The sequence below is a fragment of the Pseudoxanthomonas sp. Root630 genome, from assembly GCF_001427585.1.
Taxonomy (GTDB): domain Bacteria; phylum Pseudomonadota; class Gammaproteobacteria; order Xanthomonadales; family Xanthomonadaceae; genus Pseudoxanthomonas_A.
This window is the reverse complement of the sequence record NZ_LMGY01000001.1, coordinates 69340-95852: the sequence shown is the minus strand read 5'-3', so window position 1 is coordinate 95852 and position 26513 is coordinate 69340. Positions and strand designations below refer to the sequence as shown.

The window sequence follows — 26513 nt, the reverse complement described above, 5'->3', positions numbered from 1 at the left end:
TTCCTTGGCTGAGGGTAGAATCGTAGCCGGTTCCCCTGCCTGAACGCCGACGATGCCCATGGACCTGCATGATGCCCGCACGCTCTCCACTCGCGTGCGCCTAGGACGGACCCTCGCCGCGCTGATGTTCGCCTTCGTGCTGGTCAGTTGCGCCACCACGTCGGGAACGGGACCGGCCACCTCGACGGCTCGCGTCTCGCCCGCATTCGCCAGCGCCGGCACGCTCGCCCGCCAGGACGGCGCGCTCAGTGGCCAGGCCCGCAGCGACAACGCACGCGAGATCGACCGGCTGCTCGGCACGCTCGACGACGCCACCCTCGCCCGCGATGCCGCCACGCTGCCGGCCGGCGACCCGCTGTACAACTTCGCCGGCCGTGCGCTGCAGCGCCGCGGCCTGCCGCTGCCGCGTCCGTTCGATCGCGGTACCCAATGGCATTTCGATGCAGGCAACCGCCCGGCGGCCGATTCGGACGGTTATCGCCCGCCGATGAAGCTGGCCGTGCTGCTGCCGCTGTCGGGCACCCTGGCCACGGCAGCCGCTCCGGTGCGCGACGGCCTGCTGGCCGGCTATTACGGCGAGCATCGCCGTCGCCCGGACATCCAGTTCTACGACACGACCGGTACCGCCGCCGGTGCCACCGCGGCTTACGCGCGTGCCGCCGCCGAAGGCGCGGACTTCGTGGTCGGTCCGCTGGGCCGCGATGAAGTCAGCGCCCTCTTCCAGCAGCCCGGCCTCGCCGTGCCGATGCTGGTGCTCAACCGCGGCACCGTGGCGCCGCCCGACGGCAAGGCGGGTTTCTCGCTGGCACCGGAGGACGATGGCATCGCCGCCGCCGAATACGTGCGGGCGCGCGAGCGCAAGACCGTGCTGATCATCGAAGGCAGCGACGACAACGGTCGTCGCGCCTCGCAGGCGTTCCGCGAACGTTTCGTCGAACGCGGCGGCAAGGTCGCGCGCGTGATCAGCGTGCCCGAGACGCCGGGCGACCTGTCTGCTCCGCTCGGCACCGCCGCGCAGGAAGGCGTGGATGCCGTGTTCCTGGCGGTACGTGGCAGCACGGCGCGCAGCCTGACGCCGCAGCTCGCGCTGGCCGGCCTGGGCGGCAAGACCCGCGTGGGCACCTCGCAGCTGACCTCGGGCACCGGCAAGGTGGAAGACGACGCGGCGCTGGACGGCATCGTGTTTCCCACCGAAACCTGGACCTCGCGCGGCCTGGCCGCGTTGCCCGCCGCGGGCATGACCGGCGAACGCGTGCCGACGGCCCGCGGCCCGGCGGCCCGCCTGTTCGCCTTCGGGTACGACGCGTGGCTGTTGACGGCCTATCTGGAAAAGCTCGCGCTGGGCGCCAACACCGAAATCCGTGGCGCCACCGGTCGCCTGCAACTCGACGGCTTCGGCAATGTCGTGCGCGCACCGTCGTGGGCCACCTTCAGCGGCGGCCAGCCCGTGCCCGTCGCGGATGGCGGCTGATCGCCGCACCGACGGGCGCGCGGCCGAAGCCGCGGCCCGCACCTTGCTGCTGAAAGCAGGCCTTACCGAGATCGCCGCCAATGCGGCGTACCGCGGTGGCGAGCTGGACCTGGTGATGCTCGACGGCACCGTCACCGGCGCCAGGACCGTGGTGTTCGTCGAAGTCCGCTTCCGGCGTTCGCGCGCCTTCGGGGGCGGCGCGGCATCGGTCGATGCCGGCAAGCGCCGCAAGCTGGTGCATGCGGCGCTGCGCTTCCTGCAGGACCACCCGGCGTACGCAAACGCGCCGTGCCGGTTCGACGTCATCGATGCCGACGGCGATCCCGCCGCGCCACGACTGGACTGGATCCGCGACGCGTTCCGCGCGGACGAGGCCTGATCCCTACAGGCCTGCGGACAGGGCCAGTTCCCGTGCAACCGCGCCGCGCCGGGCGAGACCCGCGTGTTGCGTTTCCCGCAGGCGCACCGCCAGCGCCGCCGCCGCCGCACGCAGTTCGGGGACCGCCGTGATTTCCCACGACTGCCCACGCAACAACGGGCCGAGGCAGAACAGTCCGCGCACGACGTCGCCCTGGCGGTCGCGCACCTGCAAGTCATCGCCCACCTGCACGCCCAGCCCGTGCGGATCCGCCGCCAGCAGGCCTGCGTCGACCAGGTGGGATACCAGGGGGTGGGTGCTGCGGACGATGTCGGTATCCAGCCCCGTGGCCCGGATGACGTAGTCGTACTGCTCGACATCGACGCGGTCTTGGCCGCGTCCTCGCAACAGGACTTCCGCGCCCTGCGCGCGCAGGCCGGCACGCAGCAGGCGGGCGGCGCGCACGCGCAACTGGCCGCTGGCCTGCAGCGTGGCCAGCGTATCGGCGACCCGCGGCGCGATGCGGTGGCGTGCCACTTCCCAGTACGAACGCAGGTGGCGCAGGAAGCGCGCGCGCTCGGTTGCGGACAAGCTGCGCCAGAACGCTTGGGTGTGCGGCCGCAGCGCATCCACGACGCTGCGCCAGTCCGGCGCCACGCGCACGACCGAACGCACCGCCGCGAGCAGCGCGCGCACGCTGCGCCCACGCAAGGCGATCTGCACGCTGGGGGGCAGCTCGATCGCCTCGCCCGGTGTCACGGCATGCGCTTGGGGCAGCAGTCCGTGGCGCGAGATCGCGGTCAGCCCACCGCGATGACCGCGCGCAACGAGCGTGGCCGCGACATCGGCCATCGTCAGGCCGGTGCCCACGATCAGCACGCGCGCGTTGGCGGGAATCCGGTCCAGTGCATCGTCCTGCCACGGCCAGCCGATATAGCGCGCGCTCTGCGCCAGGCGCGGACCGATGCCGGCCAGCCGCTGCGGTGGCAATGCGCCGACGGCGAGCACCACGCGGTCGCTGGCGAAATAGCCGCCATCGTCCAGGTGCACACGGAAGCCTTCACCGACACGGCTGATCGCGATGGCCTCCTGGCGCACCAGCGACAGATTCCCCGACGCCTCGTTGGCCTCGCGCAGGCGCTCGGCGAGATAGTCGCCATACGCGACGCGCGGCAGGAATTCGTCTTTTCCTCGCGCGCCGAGACTCAACCAGCGCGCGAAGCCGCCGGCATCGTCGGGATGCGCGCCGAGGTGCCCCGCACGCACGTTCAGCAGGTGCTCGGGCCTTGCCTCGCCGTAGGCCACGCCGCGCGCGAACGTCTCGTCCACGCCGACCAGGCAGACATCCGGCGCGCCGGCGTCGGTCGATGCCAGCAAGGTCGCCAGCGTGCTGCCGCTGAAACCCGCTCCCACGATGGTGATGCGCATGGTGTGTCTCCGCTCGGTTGGGCCGGCGTTTTCTATCAGGCGGAACCGGGGAGGGTGTAAGGAATCGGTTAGCGGCGTGCGTCCGGACCGGCGCGCGCGGTGAGCGCTCGCACGCAGACGTTGATTTACCGGGCCTGACGCGCCGTTCGGCGCGATCATGGCGATCCGGCATCAGCACATGCCGCGGCGGCATCAATGCAGGACGCCGCACGACGAATCCGTAGAATGCACGCATGGATGCAACGCTGCCCCCCGACCTGCACGCCGCGATGTCGGCCCGCCTCGGCGACGGCTGGCTGACCGGCGACGCCTGCCGCCCGTTCGGTGGCGACGATTCGCGTCGCTGGGTCATGCCGTCTGCCGTCGCATTGCCGCGCACGCCTGACGACGTGGTCGCGCTTGTGCGCGCGTGCCGCACGCATGCCGTGCCGATCGTCGCGCGTGGCGCGGGCACCGGCACCACCGGCGCAGCGGTGCCCACGCAGGGTGGCGTGGTGGTGTCGTTCGCGCGGATGAACCGCATCCTCGAGGTGCGCGCGGCGGATCGCTGCGTGGTGGTGGAACCCGGCGTGTTGAATGGCGAGCTGCAACTGGCGCTGGTGCCGCACGGCCTGTTCTGGCCGCCGGACCCGTCCAGCGCGGACCTGTGCAGCGTGGGCGGCAACCTCGCCACGAACGCCGGCGGTCCGCGCGCGGTGAAGTACGGCACCGCGCGCGACAACGTCCTGGGCCTGGTCGCGGTGACGGGCGCGGGCGAACTGATCCGCTGCGGCGGCGCGTACACCAAGGACGCGACCGGTTACGACCTCACCCATCTGATCGTCGGTAGCGAAGGCACGCTGGCGCTGATCGTCGAAGCGACGCTGAAGCTCGCGCCCTGCTCGCGCGCGCAGGCTGGCCTGCGCGTGCTGTATCGCGACGCCGCCACGGCGGCGGCGGCGGTCTCGCGGATCATGGCGCGGCCGGCGACGCCGACGATGCTGGAATTCATGGATCGCAGCGCCATCGCGCTGATCCGCCGCAACGGCAGCGACGTGCCCGAGGCGGGCGCGATGTTGCTGGTCGAAGCCGACGGCGACGACGACACGCTGCCCTATGCGCTGCAGGCGCTGGCCGAGGCAGCAGAAGGCGACGGCTTGATCGCGCTGGATGTCGCGACCGACGGCAGCGCGCGCGACCGGCTATGGGCTGCACGCCGCGCACTCTCGCCGGCACTGCGGACGATCAAGCCGGGCAAGATCAACGAAGACGTGGTGGTGCCGGTGTCGCGCATCCCCGACCTGGTCGCGGCCATGGAAGTGCTGGCGTCGGAGGTGGACCTGCCCATCGTCGTGTTCGGCCATGCCGGCAATGGCAATCTGCACGTCAACATCATGTACGACGATGGCGACACCGCCGAAACTTCACGCGCGCACGCGGCCTTGCCGCGCGTGTTCGCACAGGTGCTGGCGCTGGGCGGCACGCTTTCGGGCGAACACGGCATCGGCCTGAGCAAGCGCGACTTCATGACCGATGCGTTCTCCGCCGCCACGCTGGATGCGATGCGCGCGGTGAAAGCGGCATTGGACCCGGACGGCATCCTCAATCCGGGCAAGGTGTTGCCGCCGCGCCAGGAATGAATGTGGGAGCGACGCAAGTCGCGAACATGCAGTTGCAAACGAACACTGGCCGCCTCTGCGCCCCGCATCGCGACTCACGTCGCTCCCACACCTGCGAGCGTCTCTAGACGCTGTCGAAGTGGTCATAGCCCCGTCGCGCCGGCTGCCAGGGTTGGCCATCGCGCCGTACCGCCTGCACCTGCTCGCCTTCCACGATGCGGCCGATGCGCGTCATCGGCAGGTCGAGCGATGCCAGCGCGAGGATGCGCTCACGCTCTGCGGCGGGCGCGGTGAAGCACAGCTCGTAGTCGTCGCCGCCACTGGCCTGCAGCGCAAGGCGATGGGCGTCATCGAACGAGGCCCGCAGCGCACCGGACGCCGGCAGCGTGTCGACGTCCACCTGTGCGCCCACGCCACTGCGCCCGCAGATGTGCCCGAGGTCGGCGAGCAGTCCATCGGAGACATCGACACAGGCGGTCGCGATGCCGGCCAGGGCACGACCGGCGTTCACGCGCGGCGTCGGACGGTCCAGGCGCGCGCGCAACACGGGCGACGACGCACGCTCCAGATGAGCGAGACCGCCCGCCGCATCGCCGAGCGTCCCGGTCACCCAGACGTCGTCGCCCACGCGCGCGCCGTCGCGACGCAATGCGCGGCCGGGCGCGACCAGGCCCATCGCCGTCACCGAGACCGACAGCGGTCCGCGCGTGGTGTCGCCACCGACGAGGGCGATACCGTGCTGCGCGGCGAGCGCAAGGAAGCCATCGAGGAAACTGTCGATCCATGCCGCCTCGGACTGCGGCAACGACAGCGACAGCGTGCACCAGGCCGGTTCCGCGCCCATGGCCGCCAGGTCGGAGAGGTTCACCGCCAGCGCCTTCCAGCCGATGTCGGCCGGCACGGTGGCATGTGGAAAGTGGACGCCGTCATTCAACGTGTCGGCGGTGACGACCAGCTGCCGATCCGGCGGCAGCGCCAGCAACGCCGCATCGTCGCCGATGCCGAGCACGATGTCGGCGCGCGTGCCCGCGCGTGCGCGGATGCGGGCGATCAGGTCGAATTCGCTGGCGGCCATGACGGCGTCAGGCCCGCGAACGCGCGAAATCCACAGCCGACTGGATGGCGACGCGTGCCTGCGGACTGTTCTTCCAGCAGGTGGAGCCGGTCAGGCCGGCCGCGCTGGCAACGATCTCGGACGGCTCGGCCGTCGCCAGCTGTCGCAGCGAGGTGACGCCCATCTGTTCCAGCCGCTGCAGGACAGTGGGGCCGACGCCCTTCAGCGCGAGCAGCGCGTCGCGTTCGGCGGCGGAGAAGCGCGCTTCGCCGGCCGCCATGTCAGCGCCGCGCCTGCGCCTCGGCCGGGCGCCAATCGACGGCGGCATGATCAAGCACGCCGTTGACGTAGGTGTGGCCGTGTTCGGCACCGAAACGCTTTGTGGTTTCGATGGCCTCGTTGATGACCACGCGGTACGGCACGTCCAGGCGATGGATCAGTTCGTACGCGGCGATGCGCAGCACGGCGCGCTCGATGGGGTCGACTTCTTCGACGGCGCGATCGAGGAAGGGCAGCAGTGCCTCGTCCAGCGACGCGCGGTGCCGCACGACGCCACGCACCAGATCCTCGAAATACTCGAGGTCGGCGATCTCGTGCGCCTGCTCGTGCGCGAACTGGGCGATCACCTGGCCGACTTCGCCCCCCGACATCTGCCACGCGTACACGGCCTGCAGTGCGCGGCGACGCGCGCGTGCGCGGGTGACCGGGTCAACGCCGTCCTTGCGGTTGGAATGGGGATGTCGGCTCACGGTGGCTCCTGTGCTGCGTGTTCGTTACGTTCGGAAGATCAGGACAGCTGCGAAAGCAGGTGCGCCATCTCGATGGCGGCCAGCGCCGCTTCTTCGCCCTTGTTGCCGTGGCTGCCACCGGCACGCGCTTCCGCGTCCTCGATGCGCTCCACCGCCAGCACGCCATTCAGCACGGGCACGCCGGTGTCCAGTTGCACGCGCATCAGGCCTTCGGCGCAACGATCGGCGACGTGCTCGTAATGGCGCGTGTCGCCACGGATCACGCAGCCCAAGGCGATGATCGCCGCGTGCTTGTTGCCTGCCGCCAGTCGCGCGGCGGCGACCGGGATTTCCCAGGCGCCGGGCACGCGGACCACGTCGACGGCGGCCTCGCCCACGCCATTCCCGGCCAGACTCTGGCGCGCACCGGCCACCAGCACATCGGTGATGCGCGGGTTCCAGCGGCTGGCGATGATCGCGAAGCGGGCGCCGTCGGGCGCGCGCAGATCGCCTTCGTAGTGGGACATGGCGGGTTCCTTGGGGGTGGGGAAGTCTACCAGCCGGGGCGACCGGCCGGTCCGGGGATCACGGCTGCACGTACTCGACCACGTCCAGGCCGAACCCGGCCAGGCCTACCTGGCGGCGCGGCGTACCGAGCACGCGCAGCCGTCCCAGACCGAGGTCGGCCAGGATCTGCGCGCCCGCGCCATTCCGGCGCCACTGGCCCACGTCCTTGGCGTTGGCGCGCACCTCGGGCTGCTTGCGCAGGCGGGCCAGCAGGGCCTCGGCGTTGCGGGGCTCGGAGAGCACGACCATCACGCCCTGCCCTTCGGCCGCGATCGCGCGCAGGGCATCGGTCGCGTGCACGCCGAAATCGTCGCGCCGCCAGTGCAGCAGGTCGCTCAGCGGGTTCTCCACCTGCACGCGCACCAGCGTGGGCGTGGTCTTGTCGGGCGTGCCGCGGACCAGGGCGAAATGCAGGTCGTGGGCGATGCGGTCGCGGTAGGTGACCAGGCGGAACGGACCGAACTCGGTGTCGATCTCGCGTTCGTCGAGGCGCTCGACGGTGTGTTCGGTGGCCAGCCGGTAGGCGATCAGGTCGGCGATCGACCCCATCTTCAGGCCGTGTTCGCGCGCGAACACTTCCAGTTCTGGACGCCGCGCCATGGTGCCGTCCGGGTTCAGCACCTCGACCAGGACGCCCGCCGGCTCCAGACCCGCCAGCAGCGGCAGATCGTTGGCGGCTTCAGTGTGGCCGGCGCGGGTGAGTACGCCGCCGGGCTGGGCGATCAGCGGGAAGATGTGGCCGGGTTGGCTGAGGTCGGTGGGCTTCGCGTCGGGACGCACGGCGGTACGCACCGTGTGTGCGCGGTCGTAGGCGGAGATGCCGGTGGTGACGCCTTCGGCGGCTTCGATGCTGACCGTGAAGTTGGTGTGGAACTGCGCCGTGTTGGTCTGCACCATCGGCGCCAGGCCCAGCTGTGTGCAGCGCTCGCGGGTCAGCGACAGGCAGACCAGGCCGCGCGCATGGGTGACCATGAAGTTGATGTCCGACGGCTTGACCAACTCCGCCGCCATGATCAGGTCGCCTTCGTTCTCGCGGTCCTCGTCGTCCACGATGACGACCATGCGGCCGTTGCGGATTTCCTCGAGCAGTTCGGGAATCGGGGCGAAGTTCATGCGCCGCTCCTCTCGCCCAGCAGGCGCTCGACATAGCGCGCGACCAGGTCGATTTCCAGGTTCACCGCATCGCCGACGGCGGTCTGCGAGAACGCGGTGTGCGAGACGGTGTGGGGGATCAGCGCGACCTCAAAGCCTTCGCCGTCCACCTCGTTGACGGTCAGGCTCACGCCATCGACGCAGATCGAGCCCTTCTTCGCGATGTATTTCAGCAGCGGCGCCGGGGCGGCGAATCGCCAGCGTTGCGCGCGCGCGTCCTCGTGCACCGACAGCACGCGGCCGACGCCGTCTACATGGCCGCTGACCAGGTGGCCGCCGAGGCGATCGGTCGGGCGCATCGCCCGCTCCAGGTTCACCAGCGCGCCTGCGGCCAGGCCGCCGAGCGTCGTCAGCGAAAGGGTTTCGGTGGAGGCGTCGGCCTGGAAGCTGGCGGCGTCGAACGCGATCACGGTCAGGCACACGCCGTTCACCGCGATGCTCTCGCCCAGCTGCACGGCGTCGAACGGCAGCGTGCCCACGGCCACGGTCAGGCGGACGTCGCCGCCGACGGGTTCCAGCGCCGCGATGCGGCCGACGCCCTCGATGATGCCGGTGAACATCAGCAGGCCTCCTGCAGGAGGACGGGGGAAGCAGTGGGAAGCGTGGAAGGCATGCAACGTCTCTCGCGAAAGCAAAGCGGAGACGCCTCCGGGCGCGAAGGCAGGCGCACGACGCCGCGCTTGCGCGCGGTTCGGCGATGCCGTCTTCTTTCATCCGGACTATGACCGTCGGCTCCGGCATCTGACCGGATCTGCTGACCCTTCGGTGGCATTTGAAAGTCCGCACAGGGATGTGCGGGCTCTTGCGAGGGAATCGCATGCCGCCCAAGGCGCTCGCGGGCTCGTCGCTGGGCGACCTACCGCCGGTGGGGAATCGCACCCCGCCCTGAAGACGTCGTTGGTGGTGTGCCGGCGAACCGGCCCGCGCATTCTACACCGCGCCTCCGGCGCAGGCCGGCGAACGGAGTGTTCCGCGGGGGTTTCAGGCCGGCTTGCGGCGCAGGTGCAGGATCAGCGGCCAGCGCATGGTGCGCCGACGCTGCGGATCGCCCCAGACCTCGGCCAATGCCGGGGTATGAGCATAGACAGGGTCCTCGCCGGTTGCGGCGCGGTAGCTGCCGGTCGCCGAGAGGCTGCCGAAATAGCCCAGCAGCGTGGGCAGGTTCCATTCGGCGGTCAGCCACAGCCGCGGTGTCGGCAGGGCGTCGAACGGCCACACGTAGTCGCCGTAGCCCATGTCCACGTCGGCGCGTTCAGGCGGCCAGTACGGGTCGATGTCGTCACGGACCTTCTCGGCCACCTCGGCCAGATCGTCCTCGAAGATGATGTCCTGGTAGGTCCAGGCCGCCAGCACGCCGCCCGGACGCAGCACGCGCTCGCAGGTGGCGAAGAAGCGGTAGCGGTCGAACCAGTGCAGCGCCTGCGCCACGGCGACCAGGTCCACGCTGGCGTCCGGCAGCGCGGTCGTCTCCGCCGGTTCGATGGTCAGGCTGACGTTGCTGCCCGGCTGGCCGTGCGCCCAATGGCGCTCGATCTGCGCCGCGCTGGGGTCGGTGGCGTGCACATGGGCGAAGCGGGCCGCGAGGCCCCGCGTGGCCTGCCCGCTGCCGGCGCCCGGCTCCCACACGTGGGCGCTGGCGGGCACGGCGTCGGCGATCACGTCGTACAACGCATCGGGATACGTGGGACGGGAAGCGACGTAAACGTCGGCGACCCCGGAGAAATGGTCCTTGAAGGCCACCATGGCGAGCGTCAGCGGGCTGGTTGCAGCAGGAGGCGGTGATCTTCGCCAATCATGCGGCTGTCCACAATCTCCAGCTTCAGCCGCTCCGCCATCGCCTGGATGCCCAAGCCGCCGAACAGGGGTCGCGCCTGGTCGCCCAGCAGCACCGGCGCGACATACAGCAGCACCTCGTCGGCCAGGCCCGCCGCCAGGAATGCGCCGGCCAGGGTGGCGCCGGCTTCCACGTGGAGTTCGTTCACCCCCCGCTGCGCCAGCAGTTCCAGCACCGCCTTGAGATCGAAATTGCTGCCCGTCGCGGGCGCCACCACGCGCTGCACGTCGGTTTCGCGCGGCGGCTTGGCGTCGGCGGTATGCACGTAGAGCGTGGGCGCGTCGCCCTGGCGCACGTTGCCCCGGGCCACGGTTGCCAGGCCGGGGTCGAGCACCACGCGCAGCGGCGGCGCGAACGCGGTGTCGTCGCCGAAGCGCACCGTCAGTGACGGATCATCGGCCAGCACCGTACCGGCACCGGTCAGGATCGCGCCGGCCCTGGCACGCCAGCGCATCACGTCGCGACGCGAGGCCTCGCCGCTGATCCATTTGGAATCGCCGTTGGCCATCGCCGTGCGGCCATCCAGACTGGTGGCCAGCTTGACCCGCACCCATGGCCGCCCGCGTTCGATCCGCGAGAGGAATCCGCGGTTCAACCGCCGCGCCTGCGCTTCCATCAGCCCGGACTGCACGCCGATGCCTGCCGCGGTCAGCTTGTCGAAACCGGCACCATCCACCTGCGGGAAGGGATCGCGCATGGCGGCGACCACGCGGCCCACGCCCGCGGCGATCAGCGCGTCCGCGCAAGGCCCCGTGCGTCCGGTATGCGCGCAGGGTTCCAGGGTGACGTAGGCGGTCGCACCGCGTGCACGGTCGCCGGCCGCCTGCAAGGCGAAGACCTCGGCATGCGGCTCGCCCGCCTTCTGGTGCCATCCCTCGCCGACAGTCTCCTCGCCCTGCGCGATCACGCAACCCACCATGGGGTTGGGCCGCGTGGTGTAGGCACCGCGCTCGGCCAGGCGCAGCGCGCGCGCCATGCACTGGTGGTCGAAGGCGGAGAAGGCGATGGACATGCGTCAGCCGTGCGACGAAGGGGCGCCAGTATGCGCTACCCGCTCGGCGGGTACGATCGACATGATCACGACCGGCGTGCCGTGCAGCGCGGTGCGTTCTGCGACCTGCCAGCCGAGCGCGGCATAGAAATCCTCGTGCCACAGCGTGAACAGCCGCAACAGCGCAACGCCCTCGCGGGCCGCATGCGCAACGGCGGCGTCGACCAGCACGCGCCCACCGCCCCGCCCTCGCGCCTCGGGCCGCATGTAGAGGCTGCCCAGCCAGGGGCTGCCACGGTCCTGCAACGCCGGCGCATCTTCGATCAGCACGCTGACCGACCCCAGCAGCGTGTCGCCGTCCATCAACAGCAGCGTGGTGGGTAACGACGTGCGCGTCGCGTGATCGACCAGCTCGGCCGTCGCCGCTTCCAGCGTCCAGTCGTCGTAGAGCGGCCCCCACTCGGCGTGGTGCCAGGCGGCGAGGTCCGGAATGTACTGCGGGTACCGGCCGATCGCGTCGATGCGCACGGCTCAGCGCTTCTTGTTCTTGTCCGCGTGCTTGTCGAACGGGACGACGTCGCCGCCCAGCAGCGAGAGCTGCCCGGCACCGGCCGGCAGGTCGCGCTCCAGCTTCTCGATCTCCTCGCGGAAATCGGCGACATCCTCGAAGCTGCGGTACACCGACGCGAAGCGCACGTAACCCACGTGGTCGAGCTTGCGCAGCTCGTTCATCACGAACTCGCCGATCTTGCGCGAGGCGATCTCGCGCTCGCCGCTCATGCGGATGCTGTGCACCACCGCGCGCACCGCGGCCTCGATCTGTTCTTCCGACACCGGCCGCTTCTGCAGCGCGCGGTCGAAGCCCGCGCGAAGCTTGCGGGCATCGAACGCGTCACGACGGCCATCGCCCTTGATGACCGCCGGCAACTTGATCTCGATGTTCTCCAGCGTCGAGAACCGCTCCCCACAGGCCTCGCACTCGCGACGGCGCCGGATCGTGGCGCCGTCCTCGGACACGCGCGAATCGATCACGCGGGTGTCGGTGTGCTGGCAGAAGGGGCAGTGCATCGTCGTCGGTCAGCCGTAGACCGGGTACTTGCGGCACTGCGCGGTGACGTTGTCCCGTACCTTGGCCAACACGGCTTCGTCGGTCGGTGCGTCGAGCACGTCGCAGATCCAGTTGGCCAGGTCGATGCAGTCCTGCTCGCCATAGCCGCGCGTGGTCACGGCCGGGGTGCCGATGCGCAGGCCCGAGGTCACGAAGGGCTTGCGCGGATCGTTCGGCACGGAGTTCTTGTTGACGGTGATGTGCGCCTTGCCCAGCGCCTCTTCCGCGTCCTTGCCGCTGACGTCCTTGCCGATCATGTCGACCAGCATCAGGTGGTTCTCGGTGCCGCCGGACACGATCTTGTAGCCGCGCGCGATGATCGTCTTCGCCATCGCCTGGGCATTCTTCACCACCTGCGCCTGGTAGTCCTTGAACTCCGGCTCCAGCGCTTCCTTGAAGGCCACGGCCTTGGCCGCGATGACGTGCATCAGCGGACCGCCCTGGATGCCCGGGAAGACGATGCTCTGCAGCTTCTTCTCGATCTCTTCGCCAGCGCCCTTGGCCACGATGATGCCGCCGCGCGGGCCGCGCAGCGTCTTGTGGGTGGTCGAGGTGACCACGTGCGCGTGCGGCAGCGGGTTCGGATAGACGCCGGCGGCGACCAGGCCTGCCACGTGCGCCATGTCGACGAACAGGTAGGCGCCGACCTTGTCGGCGATGGCGCGGAAGCGCGCCCAATCCACCACCTGCGAATAGGCGGAGAAACCTGCCACGACCATCTTCGGCTTGTGCTCCAGCGCCAGCTTTTCCACTTCGTCGTAGTCGATCAGGCCCTGGTCGTTCACGCCGTACTGGACGGCGTTGAAGATCTTGCCCGAGGCGTTGACCTTGGCGCCGTGGGTCAGGTGGCCGCCGTGGGCCAGGCTCATGCCCAGGATGGTGTCGCCCGGCTGCAACAGGGCGAAGTACACGGCCTGGTTGGCCTGCGAACCGGAATGCGGCTGCACGTTGGCATAGTCGGCGCCGAACAGCTGCTTCACGCGGTCGATCGCCAGTTGCTCGGCGATGTCCACGTACTCGCAACCGCCGTAATAGCGCTTGTGCGGGTAGCCCTCGGCGTATTTGTTGGTCAGCACGCTGCCCTGGGCCTCCAGCACGCGGGGGCTGGCGTAGTTCTCGCTGGCGATCAGCTCGACGTGATCCTCCTGCCGGCGCGCCTCGTGGGCGATGGCCTGGGCCAGTTCGGGATCGTAGCTTTCGATGCGGGCGTCGCGCGGGAACATCGGGTCTCCGGGGCTAGGGCGGGCGGGGTCCCCGATTGTAGCCCGCCGGGGGGCCGGCCACGACCCGCCCAACCCCTCCCCCGGAAAAGGAAAAGCGCGCCGGAGCGCGCTTTTCCCGTGACCGGAGGGAGTCCGGCTCAGTGGTGCAGGAGCAGGTCGGCGATGATGCCGGTGGCGATGGCGACCATCAGCATGTTGCCGCGGTCGTCCCGCACCCAGTGGTAGCCGCGGGGCGGACGACGCAGATCGTAGTAGTCGTAGTCGTTCACCACGTAGACCGGGCCGCGGTAGTAGTCGCGGTAGCGCTGGCCCTTGGCCCAACGGTGGTAGCTGGGGGCGGGGCGGTACACCACGCGCGGCGGCGGCGCGTAGTACCGGCGGTCGTCGTAGCGGCGGTCCTGACGGTAGTCGTCGCGGCGACCGTCCCGGTAACCGTTGCGGTAGGCATGGCGCTGGTCGCGGTGGTCGTCGCGGCGATCATGGCGATCGTCCCGGCGGTCATCGCGCCAGTCGCGATCGTAGTGCTGGCGGCCACGGTCACGGCCGCGGTCGTCATCGCGCGCCAGCGCCGGGACGGTGGTGGCGACGGCCAGCACCGCGATGGCCAGGCCCTGGAAGAATCGACGGCTGTTCATGGCAACTCCGTTGTTAGGGGTACGTGAGTTGCATGATGCGTATTGCGTCTGAACCGTTTCCCGCTGGAAAACGGTTACGGGACAACGGTCAAAAAATGCTGGGATCCCGTTCAGCCAGCGGCCCCGGCGGCCTGAACGGCTATACTGGGCGCCTTCCCCATTTCCCTGCTCGCCTGCCGGTCCCCGGTCGGGTGACGGGTCCTGCGTACCGGAGCCTGCATGTCCTCGCAATACATCTACACCATGAACCGGGTCAGCAAGGTGGTCCCGCCGAAGCGGCAGATCATCAAGGACATTTCGCTGTCCTTCTATCCGGGCGCGAAGATCGGCCTGCTGGGCTTGAACGGTGCCGGCAAGTCCACTGTGTTGAAGATCATGGCGGGCGTGGACAAGGACTTCGAAGGCGAAGCGCGCCCGCAGCCCGGCATCAAGGTCGGCTATCTGGCGCAGGAGCCGGAACTGAATCCCGAGCACACCGTCCGCCAGGCCGTTGAGGAAGGCGTGGGCGACGTGCTGCAGGCACAGGCCGCGCTGGAAGCGGTCTACGCCGCGTATGCCGAGGAAGGCGCCGACTTCGACGCCCTCGCCAAGGAGCAGGAGCGCCTGGAGGCGATCCTCGCTGCTGGCGACGCGCACACGCTGGAGAACCAGTTGGATGTGGCCGCCGATGCGCTGCGCCTGCCGCCGTGGGATGCCATCGTCGGCAAGCTGTCCGGCGGCGAGAAGCGTCGCGTCGCGCTGTGCCGCCTGCTGCTGCAGAAGCCGGACATGCTGCTGCTCGACGAACCGACCAACCACCTCGACGCCGAGTCCGTCGAGTGGCTGGAACAGTTCCTCGCCCGCTACACCGGCACCGTGGTGGCCGTCACCCACGACCGTTACTTCCTCGACAACGCCGCCGAATGGATCCTCGAACTGGATCGCGGCCGCGGCATTCCGTGGAAGGGCAACTACACCGACTGGCTGGTGCAGAAGGACGAGCGCCTGAAGCAGGAAGAGAACCAGGAAAAGGCCCGCCAGAAGGCCATCCAGAAGGAACTGGAATGGTCGCGCCAGAACGCCAAGGGCGGCCGCTCCAAGGGCAAGGCCCGCTTGGCCCGCCTGGAAGAGCTGCAGTCGGTCGACTACCAGCGCCGCAACGAAACCAACGAGATCTTCATTCCGCCGGGTGAGCGCCTGGGCAACAACGTCATCGAGTTCAAGAACGTCTCGAAGACGTTCGGCGACCGCCTGCTGATCGACAACCTGAGCTTCCTCGTCCCCGGTGGCGCCATCGTCGGCATCATCGGCCCGAACGGCGCCGGCAAGTCGACGCTGTTCAAGATGATCACCGGCCAGGAAAAGCCGGACTCCGGCACGATCACCACCGGCCCGACCGTGCAGCTGGCCTATGTCGACCAGAGCCGCGACAAGCTGGAAGGCAACCACAACGTCTTCCAGGAAATCTCGGGCGGCCTGGACATCCTCAACATCAACGGCGTCGAGATCCAGTCGCGCGCGTACATCGGCCGCTTCAACTTCAAGGGCCAGGACCAGCAGAAGATGGTCGGCTCGCTGTCGGGCGGTGAACGCGGCCGCCTGCACATGGCCAAGACGCTGCTGCAGGGCGGCAACGTGCTGCTGCTCGACGAACCGTCGAACGACCTGGACATCGAAACCCTGCGTGCGCTGGAAGACGCGCTGCTGGAATTCCCCGGCAACACCTTCGTCATTTCGCACGACCGCTGGTTCCTGGACCGCATCGCCACGCACATCCTCGCCTTCGAGGGCGATTCGCACGTGGAGTTCTTCCAGGGCAACTACCGCGAGTACGAGGAAGACAAGAAGCGCCGCCTGGGCGAAGAAGGCGCGCGTCCGCACCGCCTGCGGTTCAAGGCGCTGAAGTAAATTCGGGATCCAGCGTCCCTGCGATTGCGTCGAGCAATCTGTCTCGACGGAAAAGCCCGCGATAAAGCGGGCTTTTCTTTTCCTGCGTGCAGACGCATCAGCGCGGCATCAATGCTTCGAGTCGCCCCGCCGGGCGACAACACGCTCAGGCAGGCAAATGGATCCTTCCGCTGCCCACCAGGACGCCAAGCACCATCGCACCGATGAGCGTGGCCACCATCAACACCACTTGGACGATGGCCCAACCGGCCGCCCCGCGCAGGAAGGCTTTCCATCGAGAATATCCCGGGAAAACCTGAGTCAACGAGAATAGGTTCAGGAGAACCGCCACCAGCACCATCACCACCTGCGCATCCGACCACCAGCGCTGAAGCGGCATGAAAACCACCCATACGACGAACAGCTGCGCCATCAGGAACGAGGTGATCACCAGCCATTCCGGGTAGTTGATCTGCTTGAAGCGTCGGAACGTCAGTTTGAATGCCGCCGCCTGCACCGGCAGCAGCAGCAAGGTGATGAGGGTCAGGTGACGATTCATCCAGTCCTTGACCACCCCGAACACATTCGCCATCTGGGCCATGGCTTCGGCCTGCTTGGCATTCAAGCTGCCTTGATGTCCTGCTCCGGCCTCCATGCCCGCAGTGAGGGAGGCTCCAAGCGCATCACCATCCAGCGCGTAGTGCGCCATCAACGTCGCAGCAGCGCCCGTCATCATGATCAGCAAGACGGGTTTGACGACACCCGCCCGCCGTCCCTCGATGTAGTTCCGGATGAGGCGCCCCGGCCTCAGCATCAACTGCTTCAAGGTATAGAGGAAGCCGCGGTCCATATGGAACACGCTGTGCTCCAGCTCATGGCCGAGGAAATGCCAGTCGATGCGGTGCGCCGGCGTGGGTTGGCCGCAGGCGGGACAGAACTTCTGTTGGGGATCGGCGACGGCTCGGCCGCAGTTGATGCAGATGCTCGCGTCGCCCATGCCGGTCCCCTTCCCGTGGTCGGCGGATTCTAGGGAAGCGCCGCGCGAACGTCCAACATCCTCGCCCGGCCCGCCCCATCGAGGGGAAAACATGCACCGCGAAGGTGCCGGTTAAAGCCGCTGCGGGGCACGCCGATAGCGCTTCAATGACGACCATGCGCGCACGCATGGTCACCCCTCTACGCAAGGAGCCCCATGAACGCACGCGCCGCCGCCCCCACCGACGACGCCGGCATCGACGACCACATCCAGTCCGTCTCCGGACTGTCGGACGCGCTGCTGAAGCAACTGCGGCAATCGCTGCAGAAGATCGACGAGATCAACCGCATCACCCGCATCATCTCGATGAATGCCCGCATCGAGGCCGTGCGCATCGGCACGGCCGGACGCAGCTTCGGCGTGATCGCCGAAGAAATGGACACGCTCTCGCGCCGCGTCAGCGACACCGCGCAGGAGATCGACCGCATGGCCGGACGCACCAGCACCGACCTGCGGGAACGGCTGGAGCAGTTGCAGACCGACGTGCGCCGCACCCGTCTGACCGACCTGGCGTTGGCTAACATCGACCTGATCGACCGCAATCTCTACGAGCGCAGCTGCGACGTCCGCTGGTGGGCCACCGATGCGGCCGTGGTCGCCGCCGCGCAGGATCCGCAACCCGCGGCACTCGCCCACGCCAGCCAGCGCCTCGGGCAGATCCTGGATTCGTACACGGTCTACTTCGACCTGGTGCTGGCCGACCTGCACGGCAACGTGGTCGCCAACGGGCGGCCGCGGCAGTACCGCTCGGTCGGCCAGTCGGTGGCCCAGCAACCGTGGTTCCAGTCGGCGATGGCGACGCAGAGCGGCGAGGCGTTCGGCTTCCAGTCGATGCACGCCAGTCCGCTGGCCGGCGGAGAACGCGTGCTCGTCTATTCCTGCACCGTGCGCGAGGGCGGACGCGTGCAGGGCCGTCCATTGGGCGTGCTGGGCATCGTGTTCCGCTGGAACGCGCTGGCGCAGACCATCGTCGAACATACGCCGCTGTCCGATGCCGAATGGGGCCGCAGCCGCGTCTGCATCGTCGACGGCCAGGGGCAGGTGCTGGCCGACACGCAGTCCGTCGATGCGGCGGCACGACTCGACTTCCCGGGCCGCGCCACGTTGTTCGCCGAACCCCGCGCCGCCACCGAACTGTTGCTCGACGGCCGGCCGCACTGCATCGCGCAGGCCGCATCACCCGGCTACGAAACCTACCGCACCGGCTGGCACTGCGTGATCCTGCAAGGCACCGGCTGAGCCGGCGCAACGGCTCAGCCGAGCCATACCTCGCCGTCGCGGACCTGCACCGCGACGGCATGCAGGGCGTCGCCCCGGCACGGACCGGCGACGCAGTCGCCGCGCTGCAATTCGAAGGACGCGCCATGCGCCGCGCAGACCAGATGCCCGTCCTTGCTCTTCAGGAACTGGCCCGGCGCCCAGTCCAGCCGGCGACCGGCATGCGGGCACACATTGAGCCACGCACGCACGGCATCGCCATCGCGATGGAGGATGAGGGATTCCGCATCGTCGCCGATCGTGGCCTCAACTTCGGCAAAACCACCGTCGGCGATGTCATTCAGTGCAGTCAGTCGCATACGGCTTAACGAAGTTCTCACACGGTCATGTAACGGTCATCCGATACTGCGTGCACCGGCCCCCGCCGCATTCTGTCACGACGCAACGCCATGTACGCACGCCACTTTCAGTTCAACGCCTTCCGCAACGCGTTCGCGCCCCGCAAGCCGCGTCACCCGCTGCTGCGCGTGGGTATCGGCCTGCTGGGCCTGGCCGTGCTGGCGGTGCTGGTGTTCTTCAGCGTGTTCGTCGGCGCGGCGATGATCGCCGGCGGCCTGCTCTACAAGCTGCTACGCCAGCGTGGCAAGCCGGTGGCGCGCGACAATGCGATGGAAGGCGAGTACCAGGTGGTCAGCAAACCGCGCCCCCTGGAACCTGCCATCGCCGCGATCCCGAGCGCGTCGCAACGCGCCTGATTGGCGAACGACCCTAGCGAAGCGATGCCGCGCCCAACTTGATCGGGCCAACATCCGCCCCGCCTCTCCTCTAAACTCCGTGCGCTCCCCCGCACGGAACCGCCATGTCCGACATCATCCCGACCCCGCCGGTGCCTCGCGTTCCCGTGCGCGGTGGCGGCACCTTCCCCGTGCGCCGCATCTTCTGCGTGGGCCGCAACTTCGCCGACCACGCGCGCGAAATGGGCGCTGCCGCACCCGCGTCGAAGGCTGAGCGGGGCGTGCCCGTGTTCTTCCACAAGCCGGCCGATGCCATCGTCACCGGCGACGCGAACGTGCCTTACCCGCCCGGTACGAACGACCTGCACCACGAGATCGAACTGGTCGCGGCGCTCGGCGTCGATGCGCCGGCAGGCGAGCTGTCGCGCGAGGCCGCCGAGGCCCTGGTACTCGCCTACGGCGTCGGCCTGGACCTGACCCGTCGCGACCTGCAGGGCGCCGCCAAGGCGAAGGGCCTGCCGTGGGATACCGGCAAGGGATTCGATCACTCGGCGCCCATCAGCGAACTGGTCGCCGCCGCGGATGTCGGCACGCTCGATGCCCGCACGCTGACCCTGCGCGTGAACGGCGATGTCCGCCAGCACGGCGCGCTGCACGACCTGATCTGGGACGTGCCCGACATCCTGCACGAACTGTCGAAGCTCTATGCGTTGAAGGCTGGCGACCTGGTCTTCATGGGCACGCCCGCGGGCGTCGCGGCGCTGGTGCCGGGCGATGCGTTCGTGGCCTCGCTGGATGGCGTGGTCGAGCTGCACGGACGCATTACCGGCTGATGCCCTGCCTTGCGTCATCGACGCACGGGGTTATAGTCCACGCCAGTGGCGTGTCGGCGCCGTTCACGGAGATCCCTCGATGGGCATGATCAGCGAGTTCAAGGAATTCATCGCACGCGGCAATGTGGTCGACCTCGCCGTCGGCGTGGTGATCGGCGCGGCCTTCGGCAAGATCGTCAGCAGCCTGGTGGATGGCATCGTGATGCCGCTGGTGGGCTTGTTGCTCGGCGGCGTGAAGTTCGGCGACCTGGCGGTGACCCTGCGTGCAGCCGAGCTCGATGCGGCCGGCAAGGAACTCGCACCGGCGCTGCTGCTGAAATATGGCGCCTTCCTGCAGACCATGATCGACTTCCTGCTCATCGCGTTCGTGATCTTCCTCGTCCTGAAAGCCTACAACCGGGTACGTGCGCCTGCACCGGCAGCGGCGACGCCTGAAGACATCGTGCTGCTGCGCGAGATCCGCGACGCGCTGAAGAAATAACGAACGCGGCGTTCCGTATCGGCAACGCCGTCGACGGAAACACGGGGCCACGGGCTGCTAAGCTCGTGGCCTTCGTTTTTACGGGACTTTCCATGCGCCTTGCTCCGTTGTTGCTCGCCCTGGCCGTCACCGCACCCGCTTTCGCCGCATCGCGCGAAACCCGCATCCCCGACACCGCCCTCGCCACCGCCGCGCAACTCCGCGAACAGGCGCTCGCAGACCGCACCGGCTGGAACGTCGTCGAATCGCTGACGACGGAAGTGGGCCCGCGCCTGGCCGGCAGCGAGGCCGATGCGAAAGCCGTCGCCTGGGCGCAGGCGAAGTTCAAGGCACTCGGCTTCGACAAGGTGTGGACCGAACCGGTGACGTTTCCGAAGTGGGTGCGCCGCAGCGAGCGTGCGGCCGTACTCGGCGAGCATGCGCAACCGCTGACCGTCACCGCACTGGGCGGCAGCCCGGCCGGCAAGGTGGAAGCAGAGATCGTCCGCTTCGCCGACCTGGCCGCACTGGAAGCGACCCCGGCGGGATCGCTGGCCGGCAAGATCGCCTTCGTCGACTACCAGATGACCTCCGCGCGCGATGGCAGCGATTACCGCAATGGCGGCGCGATCCGTTCGAAGGGTCCGTCGGCCGCGATCCGCAAGGGCGCGATCGCCTTCCTGATGCGCTCGGCCGGCACCGACAACCACCGCGTCGCGCACACCGGCATCACCCGCTTCGACGAAGGCCTGACGCCGGTGCCGTCGGCGTCGCTGACCATCCCCGATGCGGACCAGCTGGCGCGCCTGCTCGCGCGCGGCCCGGTGCGCGTCTCGCTCGCGCTCGATTGCGGCTGGGACGGCGAGTACACCTCTCAGAACGTGATCGGCGAAATCACCGGGCGCAGTTTGCCGAAGGAGGTCGTGGTGATCGGCGGGCATCTGGATTCGTGGGACCTCGGCACCGGCGCGATCGACGACGGCGCCGGCATCGCCATCACCATGGCGGCCGGCCACCTGATCGGCCAGCTGAAGCAGGCGCCGAAGCGCACGATCCGCGTGATCGCCTTCGCCAACGAGGAGCAGGGCCTGTACGGCGGCAAGGCGTATGCGGAGAAGCACCTGGCCGACATCACGCGCCACCAGATCGGCGCGGAGAGCGACTTCGGCGCCGGCCGCATCTATGCCTTCAACACCGGCGCACCGGACCACGCGCGCAAGGCCACCGAGCAGATCGCGCAGGCGCTGGCGCCGCTGGGCATCGAGTACGCCCCCGGCAAGGGCAGCGCGGGCCCGGACATCAGCCCGTTCGCGGCGAAGGGCCTGGCGTGGGCGTGGCTGGCGCAGGATGGCAGCGACTACTTCGACCTGCACCACAACGCGGACGACACCCTCGACAAGATCGACCCGGCGGCGCTGGCGCAGAACGTCGCGGCGTACACCGTATTCGCCTACCTGGCGGCGGAAGCCGATGGCGACTTCGGCAGCCAGCTGAAGGAATAAACCTGTAGGAGGGACTTCAGCCCCGACCTCCGGATCAAGCAGCCCGAAGTCCGAACGAAAGGCGTCGGGGCTGAAGCCCCTCCTACACGGGGTCAGCGATCACGCCTTCTGCTTCCACTGCGCCAGGAACACCGCCGTCGCCGCCGCCACATTGAGGCTCTCGACGGCGCCGCTGCCGGGGATCGACAGGCGCGTATCGCAGGCATCGGCGAGGCGTGCATCCATGCCCTCGCCCTCCGCACCCATCACGTACACGAGGCGCCGCGGCAGCTTGGCGGCGAACAGGTCGTCGCCGCCGCGCACGACGGTGGCGGCCAACGAGAAGCCCGCGTTCCGCAGCTGGGCCGCCGCATTGTCGGCCTGCCCCATGCGCACCAGCGGCACCTGCTCGGCACCGCCTTCGGCCACGCGTGCGGCCGCGCCGGAGATCGCCAGCGTCGAATCGCGGGGCAACAGGATGCCGGCCACGCCGAAGTGCGCGGCCGAGCGCAGGATGGCCCCGAAGTTGTGCGGATTGCCCACGCCATCGAGCCACAGGGCGGCCACGGGCTTGCCCTCGGGCAACGCGCGCAGCCAGTCGGCCATCGACAACGGCTCCACCCTCAGCACGTCGGCGACCACGCCTTCGTGGTGCGTACTGCCGGCGAGGCGATCGAGATCGCCCTCCTCCACCACGCGATAGCCCACGCGCTGCTTCACGCACCACGCCAGCAACGGCTTCAGCGCGGGAATGCGTGCTTCGGTCAGATAGACCTTGCGGATGGCCTCGGGCCGCCGCGCGAACACCGCATGCAGGGCGTTCAGCCCATACAGGCGCAGTTCGCTACGCGATGCGGCGGCGGCCGGCGCCGATGCCGTCGGTACCGGCGCACGAGGCCCGGCGGCACGCGGCGGACGCGGGCCATCGCCGCGCGGAGGGCGACCCGCAGGCCGCTTGTCCCAGGGACCGGTCATGTCATGCCCGCCTGATCGATGCTGTATTCATGCGGGGATTCTTCCATGATCGCACCGGCCTGCGAAGCGTTATCCGCCCGCTAGGCGCCGAACAGCCGCCCGAACAGCCTCAGGTCGTGCAATCCATCGGGCTTCAGGACGGCAGCGCGCCGGATGCCTTCCTCGGCGAAGCCATTCTTTTCCAGCACCCGCGCGGAGCCCGGGTTGGTATCCAGCACGTTGGCCTCGATCCGGCGCAGCGCCAGCGCAGGCACGACCCACGCCACGTATGCGGCGACCACGCGCGTCATGTGGCCCTGCCCCCAGTGCGCGCGACCGAGCCAGTAGCCGAGTTCGGCGCCATGGGCCCGTTCGCCCGCCTGCGGACGCACGGCGATGCCGCCGCAGGCCTCGCCATCGATCTCGATGGCGAACACCGGATGGCGGAGATCCACCACGCGGCCAGCCAGGAAGGCTTCGCCGTCGGCACGCGTATAGGGATGGGGAAAGCGCTCGCTCAGGCCACGCGGGACCTGCGGATCGTCGGCATGTCGCAGCAGGGCGTCGAGATCGTCCTGCCGCCATGCACGCAGCCGGAATCCTTCGCCTTCGATGCGCACGCCGTCGAACGGGCGTGCGCCTGGGTCAGCCATGGCCGCCGACGGAAGGCGTTTCGGCTTCCAGCTTGCTCAATTCGTGCGCCACGGCTTCGGGCGAGCGCGTGAACGGCGCGAGCAACGCGTAGAACGCCGGCACCACGTACAGCGACAGCAGCGTGGAGAACGTCACGCCGAAGATCACCACGATGCCGATGGTGGCGCGGCTGGCCGAACCCGGGCCGCCGGCGAGCACCAATGGCACCGCACCGACGACGGTGGCCACCGACGTCATCAGGATCGGGCGCAGGCGCACGCGCGCGGATTCGGCGATGGCCTGCGCCACGCTGGCGCCGTCGTCGCGCAGCTGGTTCGCGAATTCCACGATCAGGATGCCGTTCTTCGCCGCCAGGCCGATCAGCATCACGATGCCGATCTGGCTGAAGAGGTTCAGCGTGCCGCCCGTCACCCACAAGCCGATCAGCGCACCCAGCACCGCCAGCGGCACCGTCAGCATGATGACCAGCGGATGGACGAAGCTCTCGAACTGCGCGGCCAGCACCAGGTAGACGATCAGCAGCGCCAGCGTGAACGTCAGCAGGATCGCACCGCCGGCTTCCTGGTACTCGCGCGACTCGCCCTTCCAGTCGATCTGGGCGTAGTCCGGCAGTTCTTCCGATACGGCCTGCCGCGTCCATTCCAGCGCCTCGCCCATCGTGTAGCCCGGCGCGAGGCCGGCGCTGATGGTGATGGCGCGCAGGCGGTTGAAGCGGTTGAACGTGCCCGGCTCGGCGATCTCGGTGAGCGTCACCAGGTTCGACAGCGGAATCAGGGCGCCATCGCTGCCACGCACGTAGGTCTGCGCCAGGTCTTCGGTGTTGGCGCGCTTCTCGCGACCCGCCTGCAGCATGACGTCGTATTCCTCGCCGTTGTCCACGTACGTGGTCACCTGGCGCGAACCCATCATCGTTTCCAGCGTGCGGCCGATCTCCTGCACCGACACGCCCAGGTCGGCGGCGCGGTCGCGGTCGATGTTCACGCGCATCTGCGGACGCGTTTCCTTGTAGTCCGAATCCGGGTCCTGGATGCCCGGGTTGGATTCCATCCGCTGCAGGATGCGGTCGCGCCACTGCGCCAGTTCGGCATAGTCGGGGCCGCCCAGCACCAGCTGGTAGCGCTGGCCGCGACTGCCGACCAGGCCGCCGGCCACGTTGGCGCGCGCCTGCACGCCGGGAAGTTTGGAAAGTTCGGCACGCAGGCCGTTGACGACGTCGTCGGTGGTGGCCTTGCGCTCGTGCCAGTCCTGCAGGAACACGATCACCTGCCCGGTATGCATGTCGTCGCTGCCGCCGAAGCCACGCGGCACGCGCGAATTGGCGCGCTCAATCGGCTTGTCGCCGCCGACCTGCCCCATCACGATGCGCTCCACCTGCTGCATCTGGTTGACCATGTAGTCGAAGCCGGCGCCTTCCGGTCCGTCCACCATCACGAAGAAGCGGCCGCGGTCCTCCGCGGGCGCCAGCTCGCTGGGCACGCGCAGGCCGAGCACGACGATCGCCACGCCACAGAGCGCCATCGCCAGCAGCACCAACCCGAGGATGCGCTTGCCGCTCAGCGACACCAGTCGTTCGACGTGATGGCCGTAGCCGGTGCTGACGCGGTTGAGCGTGCGGTTGGTCCAGGCATTCAATCCGCGCGGCTCGGTGTGCGGCTTCACCAGCTTGGACGACATCATCGGCGTCAGCGTCAGCGCGACGAAGGCGGAAATCGCCACCGCCGCCGCCAGCGCGACCGACAGTTCGCGGAACAGGCGACCGGTGTTGCCTTCCATGAAACCCACCGGCAGGAACACCGCCACCAGCACCGCGGTGGTCGCGATCACCGCGAACGCGACCTGCGTGGTGCCGCGGCGCGCGGCGACCAGCGCCGGCTCGCCCAGGTCGGCGCGACGCTGCACGTTCTCCAGCACCACGATGGCATCGTCCACCACCAGGCCGATGCAGAGCACCAGCGCGAGCAGGGTCAGCAGGTTGATCGAGAAGCCGAACGCGTACAGCGCGATGAACGCCGAGATCAGGCACACCGGCACGGTCACCGCCGGGATCAGCGCCGCCCGCAGGCTGCCGAGGAACAACCAGATCACCAGGAACACCAGCACCATCGCCTCGGCCAGCGTCCAGTACACGCGCTCGATGGAGGCTTCGATGAAGGTGGTGCTGTCGAAGGCGACGAAGATGTCGGTGCCTTCGGGCAGCGTCTGCTGGATCACTTCGGCCTCGGCGCGTGCGGCACGGGCCACGTCCAGCGCATTGGCGGTCGAGGTGCGCACGATGCCCAGGCCGACGTTCGGCACGGCATTGCTGCGCAGGTAGGAGCGGCGCTCTTCCGCACCCAGCTCCACCTGCGCCACGTCGCCCAGGCGTACGACATAGCCGTCCGCGCCCTTGCGCAGCGGCAACTGCGCGAACTGTTCGGGCCGCTGGTAGCCGCGCTCGACGCGCAGGGTGAAGTCGCGCGTCTGCGATTCGATGCGGCCGGCCGGCAGCTCGACGTTCTGCGCGCGCAACGCCGTCTCGACATCGCTGGTGGTCACGCCGCGCGCGGCCATCGCCTCTCGGTCCAGCCAGATGCGCATCGCGTAGCGCTGGCCGCCGCCCAGCTGCACGCGGGCCACGCCGTCGAGCGCGGACAGGCGGTCCAGCACGTAGCGGTCGGCGTAGTCGGTCAGCTCCATCGTGTCCATCACGGTGGAGCGCATGTTCAGCCAGATGATGACGTCCGCGTCGGCTTCGACCTTCGAGATCTGCGGCGGATCGGCTTCTTCCGGCAGGCGGTTCATCACCCGGCTGACGCGGTCGCGCACGTCGTTCGCGGCGGCCTCGATGTCGCGGCTGAGGTTGAACTCGATGGTGACGTCGGCGCGGCCGTTGCGGCTGCTCGACTGGATGGTCTTGATGCCCTCGATGCCGGACAGGCCGTCCTCGAGGATCTGGGTGATGCGCGTCTCCACCACGGCGGCCGACGCGCCCGGGTAGTTCACTTCCACCGACACGATCGGCGGATCGATGTTCGGCAGTTCGCGCAGGGTCAGGCGCAGGAACGACATCACGCCCAACACCACCAGCAGCAGGCTGACCACCACCGCGAAGACGGGGCGCTTGATCGACAGATCGGAGAGCTTCATGGCG

The 26513-nt window shown here is 69.0% G+C and carries 26 protein-coding genes, 1 pseudogene and 1 riboswitch; of the genes and pseudogenes, 9 read left to right on the top strand and 18 right to left on the bottom strand.

Going from position 1 to position 26513, the window contains the following annotated elements; all coding sequences use genetic code 11:
• Nucleotides 1–226 precede the first annotated feature (226 nt).
• Nucleotides 227–1471: pseudogene (locus tag ASD72_RS00465) on the top strand (penicillin-binding protein activator); the annotation flags it as partial.
• A complete protein-coding gene (locus ASD72_RS00460; protein ID WP_056878013.1) occupies nucleotides 1461–1850 on the top strand; it encodes a YraN family protein in 390 nt (129 codons plus the stop codon). The pseudogene ASD72_RS00465 and the gene ASD72_RS00460, both read left to right, overlap by 11 nt.
• A gap of 3 nt (nucleotides 1851–1853) precedes the next feature.
• On the opposite strand, the gene ASD72_RS00455 is transcribed toward ASD72_RS00460, so the two are convergent.
• On the bottom strand, nucleotides 1854–3257 hold the full coding sequence (locus tag ASD72_RS00455) for an FAD/NAD(P)-binding protein (protein WP_056878012.1): 1404 nt from the start codon (nucleotides 3255–3257) through the stop codon (nucleotides 1854–1856).
• A gap of 233 nt (nucleotides 3258–3490) precedes the next feature.
• Here ASD72_RS00455 and ASD72_RS00450 point away from each other — a divergent pair, with 233 nt between their 5' ends.
• Entirely contained in the window at nucleotides 3491–4876 is a 1386-nt protein-coding gene (locus ASD72_RS00450; RefSeq protein WP_056878011.1) for an FAD-linked oxidase C-terminal domain-containing protein, read from the top strand.
• 103 nt (nucleotides 4877–4979) lie between these two features.
• Here the strand turns inward: ASD72_RS00450 and thiL are convergent, their stop codons facing one another.
• The 12 genes from thiL to ASD72_RS00390 form a co-directional block, all read right to left on the bottom strand.
• Nucleotides 4980–5930 carry a thiamine-phosphate kinase gene (gene thiL / locus ASD72_RS00445; RefSeq protein ID WP_056878010.1) on the bottom strand — a complete coding sequence of 317 codons (951 nt, stop codon included), beginning with the start codon at nucleotides 5928–5930 and terminating at the stop codon, nucleotides 4980–4982.
• Between the two features lie 7 nt (nucleotides 5931–5937).
• Nucleotides 5938–6189 (bottom strand): Pathogenicity locus, encoded by a 252-nt coding sequence (locus tag ASD72_RS00440; RefSeq protein ID WP_056878009.1) that lies wholly within the window; start codon nucleotides 6187–6189, stop codon nucleotides 5938–5940.
• Nucleotide 6190: 1 nt separating this feature from the next.
• The gene (gene nusB, locus ASD72_RS00435; protein WP_056878008.1) at nucleotides 6191–6658 is read right to left on the bottom strand and encodes a transcription antitermination factor NusB; all 468 of its coding nucleotides are present in this window, start codon (nucleotides 6656–6658) and stop codon (nucleotides 6191–6193) included.
• 38 nt (nucleotides 6659–6696) lie between these two features.
• Nucleotides 6697–7164, bottom strand: coding sequence for a 6,7-dimethyl-8-ribityllumazine synthase (ribH, locus tag ASD72_RS00430; protein WP_056878007.1), 468 nt, complete (start codon nucleotides 7162–7164; stop codon nucleotides 6697–6699).
• Between the two features lie 58 nt (nucleotides 7165–7222).
• Nucleotides 7223–8317, bottom strand: a complete 1095-nt coding sequence (ribB, locus tag ASD72_RS00425; RefSeq protein ID WP_056878006.1) for a 3,4-dihydroxy-2-butanone-4-phosphate synthase — start codon at nucleotides 8315–8317, stop codon at nucleotides 7223–7225.
• Nucleotides 8314–8916, bottom strand: a complete 603-nt coding sequence (locus ASD72_RS00420) for a riboflavin synthase (RefSeq protein ID WP_056878005.1) — start codon at nucleotides 8914–8916, stop codon at nucleotides 8314–8316. Before ASD72_RS00420 ends, ribB begins: the two co-directional genes overlap by 4 nt.
• Before the next feature lie 138 nt (nucleotides 8917–9054).
• A riboswitch (FMN riboswitch) is annotated at nucleotides 9055–9253 on the bottom strand.
• A gap of 84 nt (nucleotides 9254–9337) precedes the next feature.
• Entirely contained in the window at nucleotides 9338–10099 is a 762-nt protein-coding gene (locus tag ASD72_RS00415) for a class I SAM-dependent methyltransferase (protein ID WP_056878004.1), read from the bottom strand.
• 8 nt (nucleotides 10100–10107) lie between these two features.
• Nucleotides 10108–11202, bottom strand: a complete 1095-nt coding sequence (gene ribD, locus ASD72_RS00410) for a bifunctional diaminohydroxyphosphoribosylaminopyrimidine deaminase/5-amino-6-(5-phosphoribosylamino)uracil reductase RibD (RefSeq protein WP_056878003.1) — start codon at nucleotides 11200–11202, stop codon at nucleotides 10108–10110.
• Between the two features lie 3 nt (nucleotides 11203–11205).
• Nucleotides 11206–11709 carry a GNAT family N-acetyltransferase gene (locus tag ASD72_RS00405; RefSeq protein ID WP_056878002.1) on the bottom strand — a complete coding sequence of 168 codons (504 nt, stop codon included), beginning with the start codon at nucleotides 11707–11709 and terminating at the stop codon, nucleotides 11206–11208.
• A gap of 3 nt (nucleotides 11710–11712) precedes the next feature.
• Complete coding sequence (gene nrdR, locus ASD72_RS00400) at nucleotides 11713–12249, bottom strand: transcriptional regulator NrdR (protein WP_056878001.1); 537 nt, start codon at nucleotides 12247–12249, stop codon at nucleotides 11713–11715.
• A gap of 9 nt (nucleotides 12250–12258) precedes the next feature.
• Entirely contained in the window at nucleotides 12259–13512 is a 1254-nt protein-coding gene (gene glyA, locus ASD72_RS00395; RefSeq protein WP_056878000.1) for a serine hydroxymethyltransferase, read from the bottom strand.
• 137 nt (nucleotides 13513–13649) lie between these two features.
• The gene (locus tag ASD72_RS00390) at nucleotides 13650–14147 is read right to left on the bottom strand and encodes an RcnB family protein (RefSeq protein WP_056877999.1); all 498 of its coding nucleotides are present in this window, start codon (nucleotides 14145–14147) and stop codon (nucleotides 13650–13652) included.
• A gap of 219 nt (nucleotides 14148–14366) precedes the next feature.
• Between ASD72_RS00390 and ettA the strand changes: the two genes are divergently transcribed.
• Nucleotides 14367–16034 (top strand): energy-dependent translational throttle protein EttA, encoded by a 1668-nt coding sequence (gene ettA, locus ASD72_RS00385; protein ID WP_056877998.1) that lies wholly within the window; start codon nucleotides 14367–14369, stop codon nucleotides 16032–16034.
• Between the two features lie 145 nt (nucleotides 16035–16179).
• Here ettA and ASD72_RS00380 read toward each other — a convergent pair whose 3' ends face one another.
• On the bottom strand, nucleotides 16180–17010 hold the full coding sequence (locus tag ASD72_RS00380) for a DUF3667 domain-containing protein (protein WP_056877997.1): 831 nt from the start codon (nucleotides 17008–17010) through the stop codon (nucleotides 16180–16182).
• A 195-nt stretch (nucleotides 17011–17205) separates the two neighbouring features.
• Between ASD72_RS00380 and ASD72_RS00375 the strand changes: the two genes are divergently transcribed.
• A complete protein-coding gene (locus ASD72_RS00375; protein WP_056877996.1) occupies nucleotides 17206–18288 on the top strand; it encodes a cache domain-containing protein in 1083 nt (360 codons plus the stop codon).
• Between the two features lie 14 nt (nucleotides 18289–18302).
• Here the strand turns inward: ASD72_RS00375 and ASD72_RS00370 are convergent, their stop codons facing one another.
• Nucleotides 18303–18626 (bottom strand): Rieske (2Fe-2S) protein, encoded by a 324-nt coding sequence (locus ASD72_RS00370; RefSeq protein ID WP_056877995.1) that lies wholly within the window; start codon nucleotides 18624–18626, stop codon nucleotides 18303–18305.
• 90 nt (nucleotides 18627–18716) lie between these two features.
• On the opposite strand from ASD72_RS00370, the gene ASD72_RS00365 reads away from it, so the two are divergent.
• The 4 genes from ASD72_RS00365 to ASD72_RS00350 all read left to right on the top strand — a co-directional run bounded on the left by ASD72_RS00365 (nucleotide 18717) and on the right by ASD72_RS00350 (nucleotide 21796).
• On the top strand, nucleotides 18717–19022 hold the full coding sequence (locus tag ASD72_RS00365) for a hypothetical protein (RefSeq protein WP_056877994.1): 306 nt from the start codon (nucleotides 18717–18719) through the stop codon (nucleotides 19020–19022).
• 104 nt (nucleotides 19023–19126) lie between these two features.
• The gene (locus tag ASD72_RS00360) at nucleotides 19127–19834 is read left to right on the top strand and encodes a fumarylacetoacetate hydrolase family protein (RefSeq protein ID WP_056877993.1); all 708 of its coding nucleotides are present in this window, start codon (nucleotides 19127–19129) and stop codon (nucleotides 19832–19834) included.
• A gap of 79 nt (nucleotides 19835–19913) precedes the next feature.
• Nucleotides 19914–20315 carry a large-conductance mechanosensitive channel protein MscL gene (gene mscL / locus ASD72_RS00355; protein ID WP_056877992.1) on the top strand — a complete coding sequence of 134 codons (402 nt, stop codon included), beginning with the start codon at nucleotides 19914–19916 and terminating at the stop codon, nucleotides 20313–20315.
• Nucleotides 20316–20407: 92 nt separating this feature from the next.
• The gene (locus ASD72_RS00350) at nucleotides 20408–21796 is read left to right on the top strand and encodes a M28 family peptidase (protein ID WP_056877991.1); all 1389 of its coding nucleotides are present in this window, start codon (nucleotides 20408–20410) and stop codon (nucleotides 21794–21796) included.
• Nucleotides 21797–21895: 99 nt separating this feature from the next.
• On the opposite strand, the gene ASD72_RS00345 is transcribed toward ASD72_RS00350, so the two are convergent.
• The 3 genes from ASD72_RS00345 to ASD72_RS00335 form a co-directional block, all read right to left on the bottom strand.
• Nucleotides 21896–22750 (bottom strand): TrmH family RNA methyltransferase, encoded by an 855-nt coding sequence (locus ASD72_RS00345; RefSeq protein ID WP_056877990.1) that lies wholly within the window; start codon nucleotides 22748–22750, stop codon nucleotides 21896–21898.
• An 80-nt stretch (nucleotides 22751–22830) separates the two neighbouring features.
• Nucleotides 22831–23382, bottom strand: coding sequence for a GNAT family protein (locus ASD72_RS00340; protein ID WP_056877989.1), 552 nt, complete (start codon nucleotides 23380–23382; stop codon nucleotides 22831–22833).
• Nucleotides 23375–26509, bottom strand: a complete 3135-nt coding sequence (locus ASD72_RS00335) for an efflux RND transporter permease subunit (protein WP_056877988.1) — start codon at nucleotides 26507–26509, stop codon at nucleotides 23375–23377. The genes ASD72_RS00340 and ASD72_RS00335 overlap by 8 nt, the downstream gene beginning before the upstream one ends.
• Nucleotides 26510–26513: the final 4 nt, after the last annotated feature.

Bases quoted from the DNA above. Each gene is read 5' to 3' on its own strand.
- nrdR (WP_056878001.1), bottom strand. From the start codon at position 12,249: ATGCACTGCCCCTTCTGCCAGCACACCGACACCCGCGTGATCGATTCG.
- glyA (WP_056878000.1), bottom strand. From the start codon at position 13,512: ATGTTCCCGCGCGACGCCCGCATCGAAAGCTACGATCCCGAACTGGCC.
- ASD72_RS00420 (WP_056878005.1), bottom strand. From the start codon at position 8,916: ATGTTCACCGGCATCATCGAGGGCGTCGGCCGCATCGCGGCGCTGGAA.
- ribB (WP_056878006.1), bottom strand. From the start codon at position 8,317: ATGAACTTCGCCCCGATTCCCGAACTGCTCGAGGAAATCCGCAACGGC.
- mscL (WP_056877992.1), top strand. From the start codon at position 19,914: ATGGGCATGATCAGCGAGTTCAAGGAATTCATCGCACGCGGCAATGTG.
- ASD72_RS00380 (WP_056877997.1), bottom strand. From the start codon at position 17,010: ATGGGCGACGCGAGCATCTGCATCAACTGCGGCCGAGCCGTCGCCGAT.
- ASD72_RS00450 (WP_056878011.1), top strand. From the start codon at position 3,491: ATGGATGCAACGCTGCCCCCCGACCTGCACGCCGCGATGTCGGCCCGC.
- ettA (WP_056877998.1), top strand. From the start codon at position 14,367: ATGTCCTCGCAATACATCTACACCATGAACCGGGTCAGCAAGGTGGTC.
- ribD (WP_056878003.1), bottom strand. From the start codon at position 11,202: ATGTCCATCGCCTTCTCCGCCTTCGACCACCAGTGCATGGCGCGCGCG.
- ASD72_RS00350 (WP_056877991.1), top strand. From the start codon at position 20,408: ATGCGCCTTGCTCCGTTGTTGCTCGCCCTGGCCGTCACCGCACCCGCT.
- ASD72_RS00360 (WP_056877993.1), top strand. From the start codon at position 19,127: ATGTCCGACATCATCCCGACCCCGCCGGTGCCTCGCGTTCCCGTGCGC.
- ASD72_RS00375 (WP_056877996.1), top strand. From the start codon at position 17,206: ATGAACGCACGCGCCGCCGCCCCCACCGACGACGCCGGCATCGACGAC.
- ASD72_RS00390 (WP_056877999.1), bottom strand. From the start codon at position 14,147: ATGAACAGCCGTCGATTCTTCCAGGGCCTGGCCATCGCGGTGCTGGCC.
- ASD72_RS00365 (WP_056877994.1), top strand. From the start codon at position 18,717: ATGTACGCACGCCACTTTCAGTTCAACGCCTTCCGCAACGCGTTCGCG.
- ribH (WP_056878007.1), bottom strand. From the start codon at position 7,164: ATGTCCCACTACGAAGGCGATCTGCGCGCGCCCGACGGCGCCCGCTTC.
- thiL (WP_056878010.1), bottom strand. From the start codon at position 5,930: ATGGCCGCCAGCGAATTCGACCTGATCGCCCGCATCCGCGCACGCGCG.
- ASD72_RS00440 (WP_056878009.1), bottom strand. From the start codon at position 6,189: ATGGCGGCCGGCGAAGCGCGCTTCTCCGCCGCCGAACGCGACGCGCTG.
- ASD72_RS00460 (WP_056878013.1), top strand. From the start codon at position 1,461: ATGGCGGCTGATCGCCGCACCGACGGGCGCGCGGCCGAAGCCGCGGCC.
- ASD72_RS00370 (WP_056877995.1), bottom strand. From the start codon at position 18,626: ATGCGACTGACTGCACTGAATGACATCGCCGACGGTGGTTTTGCCGAA.
- ASD72_RS00455 (WP_056878012.1), bottom strand. From the start codon at position 3,257: ATGCGCATCACCATCGTGGGAGCGGGTTTCAGCGGCAGCACGCTGGCG.
- ASD72_RS00345 (WP_056877990.1), bottom strand. From the start codon at position 22,750: ATGACCGGTCCCTGGGACAAGCGGCCTGCGGGTCGCCCTCCGCGCGGC.
- ASD72_RS00415 (WP_056878004.1), bottom strand. From the start codon at position 10,099: ATGGTGGCCTTCAAGGACCATTTCTCCGGGGTCGCCGACGTTTACGTC.
- ASD72_RS00335 (WP_056877988.1), bottom strand. From the start codon at position 26,509: ATGAAGCTCTCCGATCTGTCGATCAAGCGCCCCGTCTTCGCGGTGGTG.
- ASD72_RS00340 (WP_056877989.1), bottom strand. From the start codon at position 23,382: ATGGCTGACCCAGGCGCACGCCCGTTCGACGGCGTGCGCATCGAAGGC.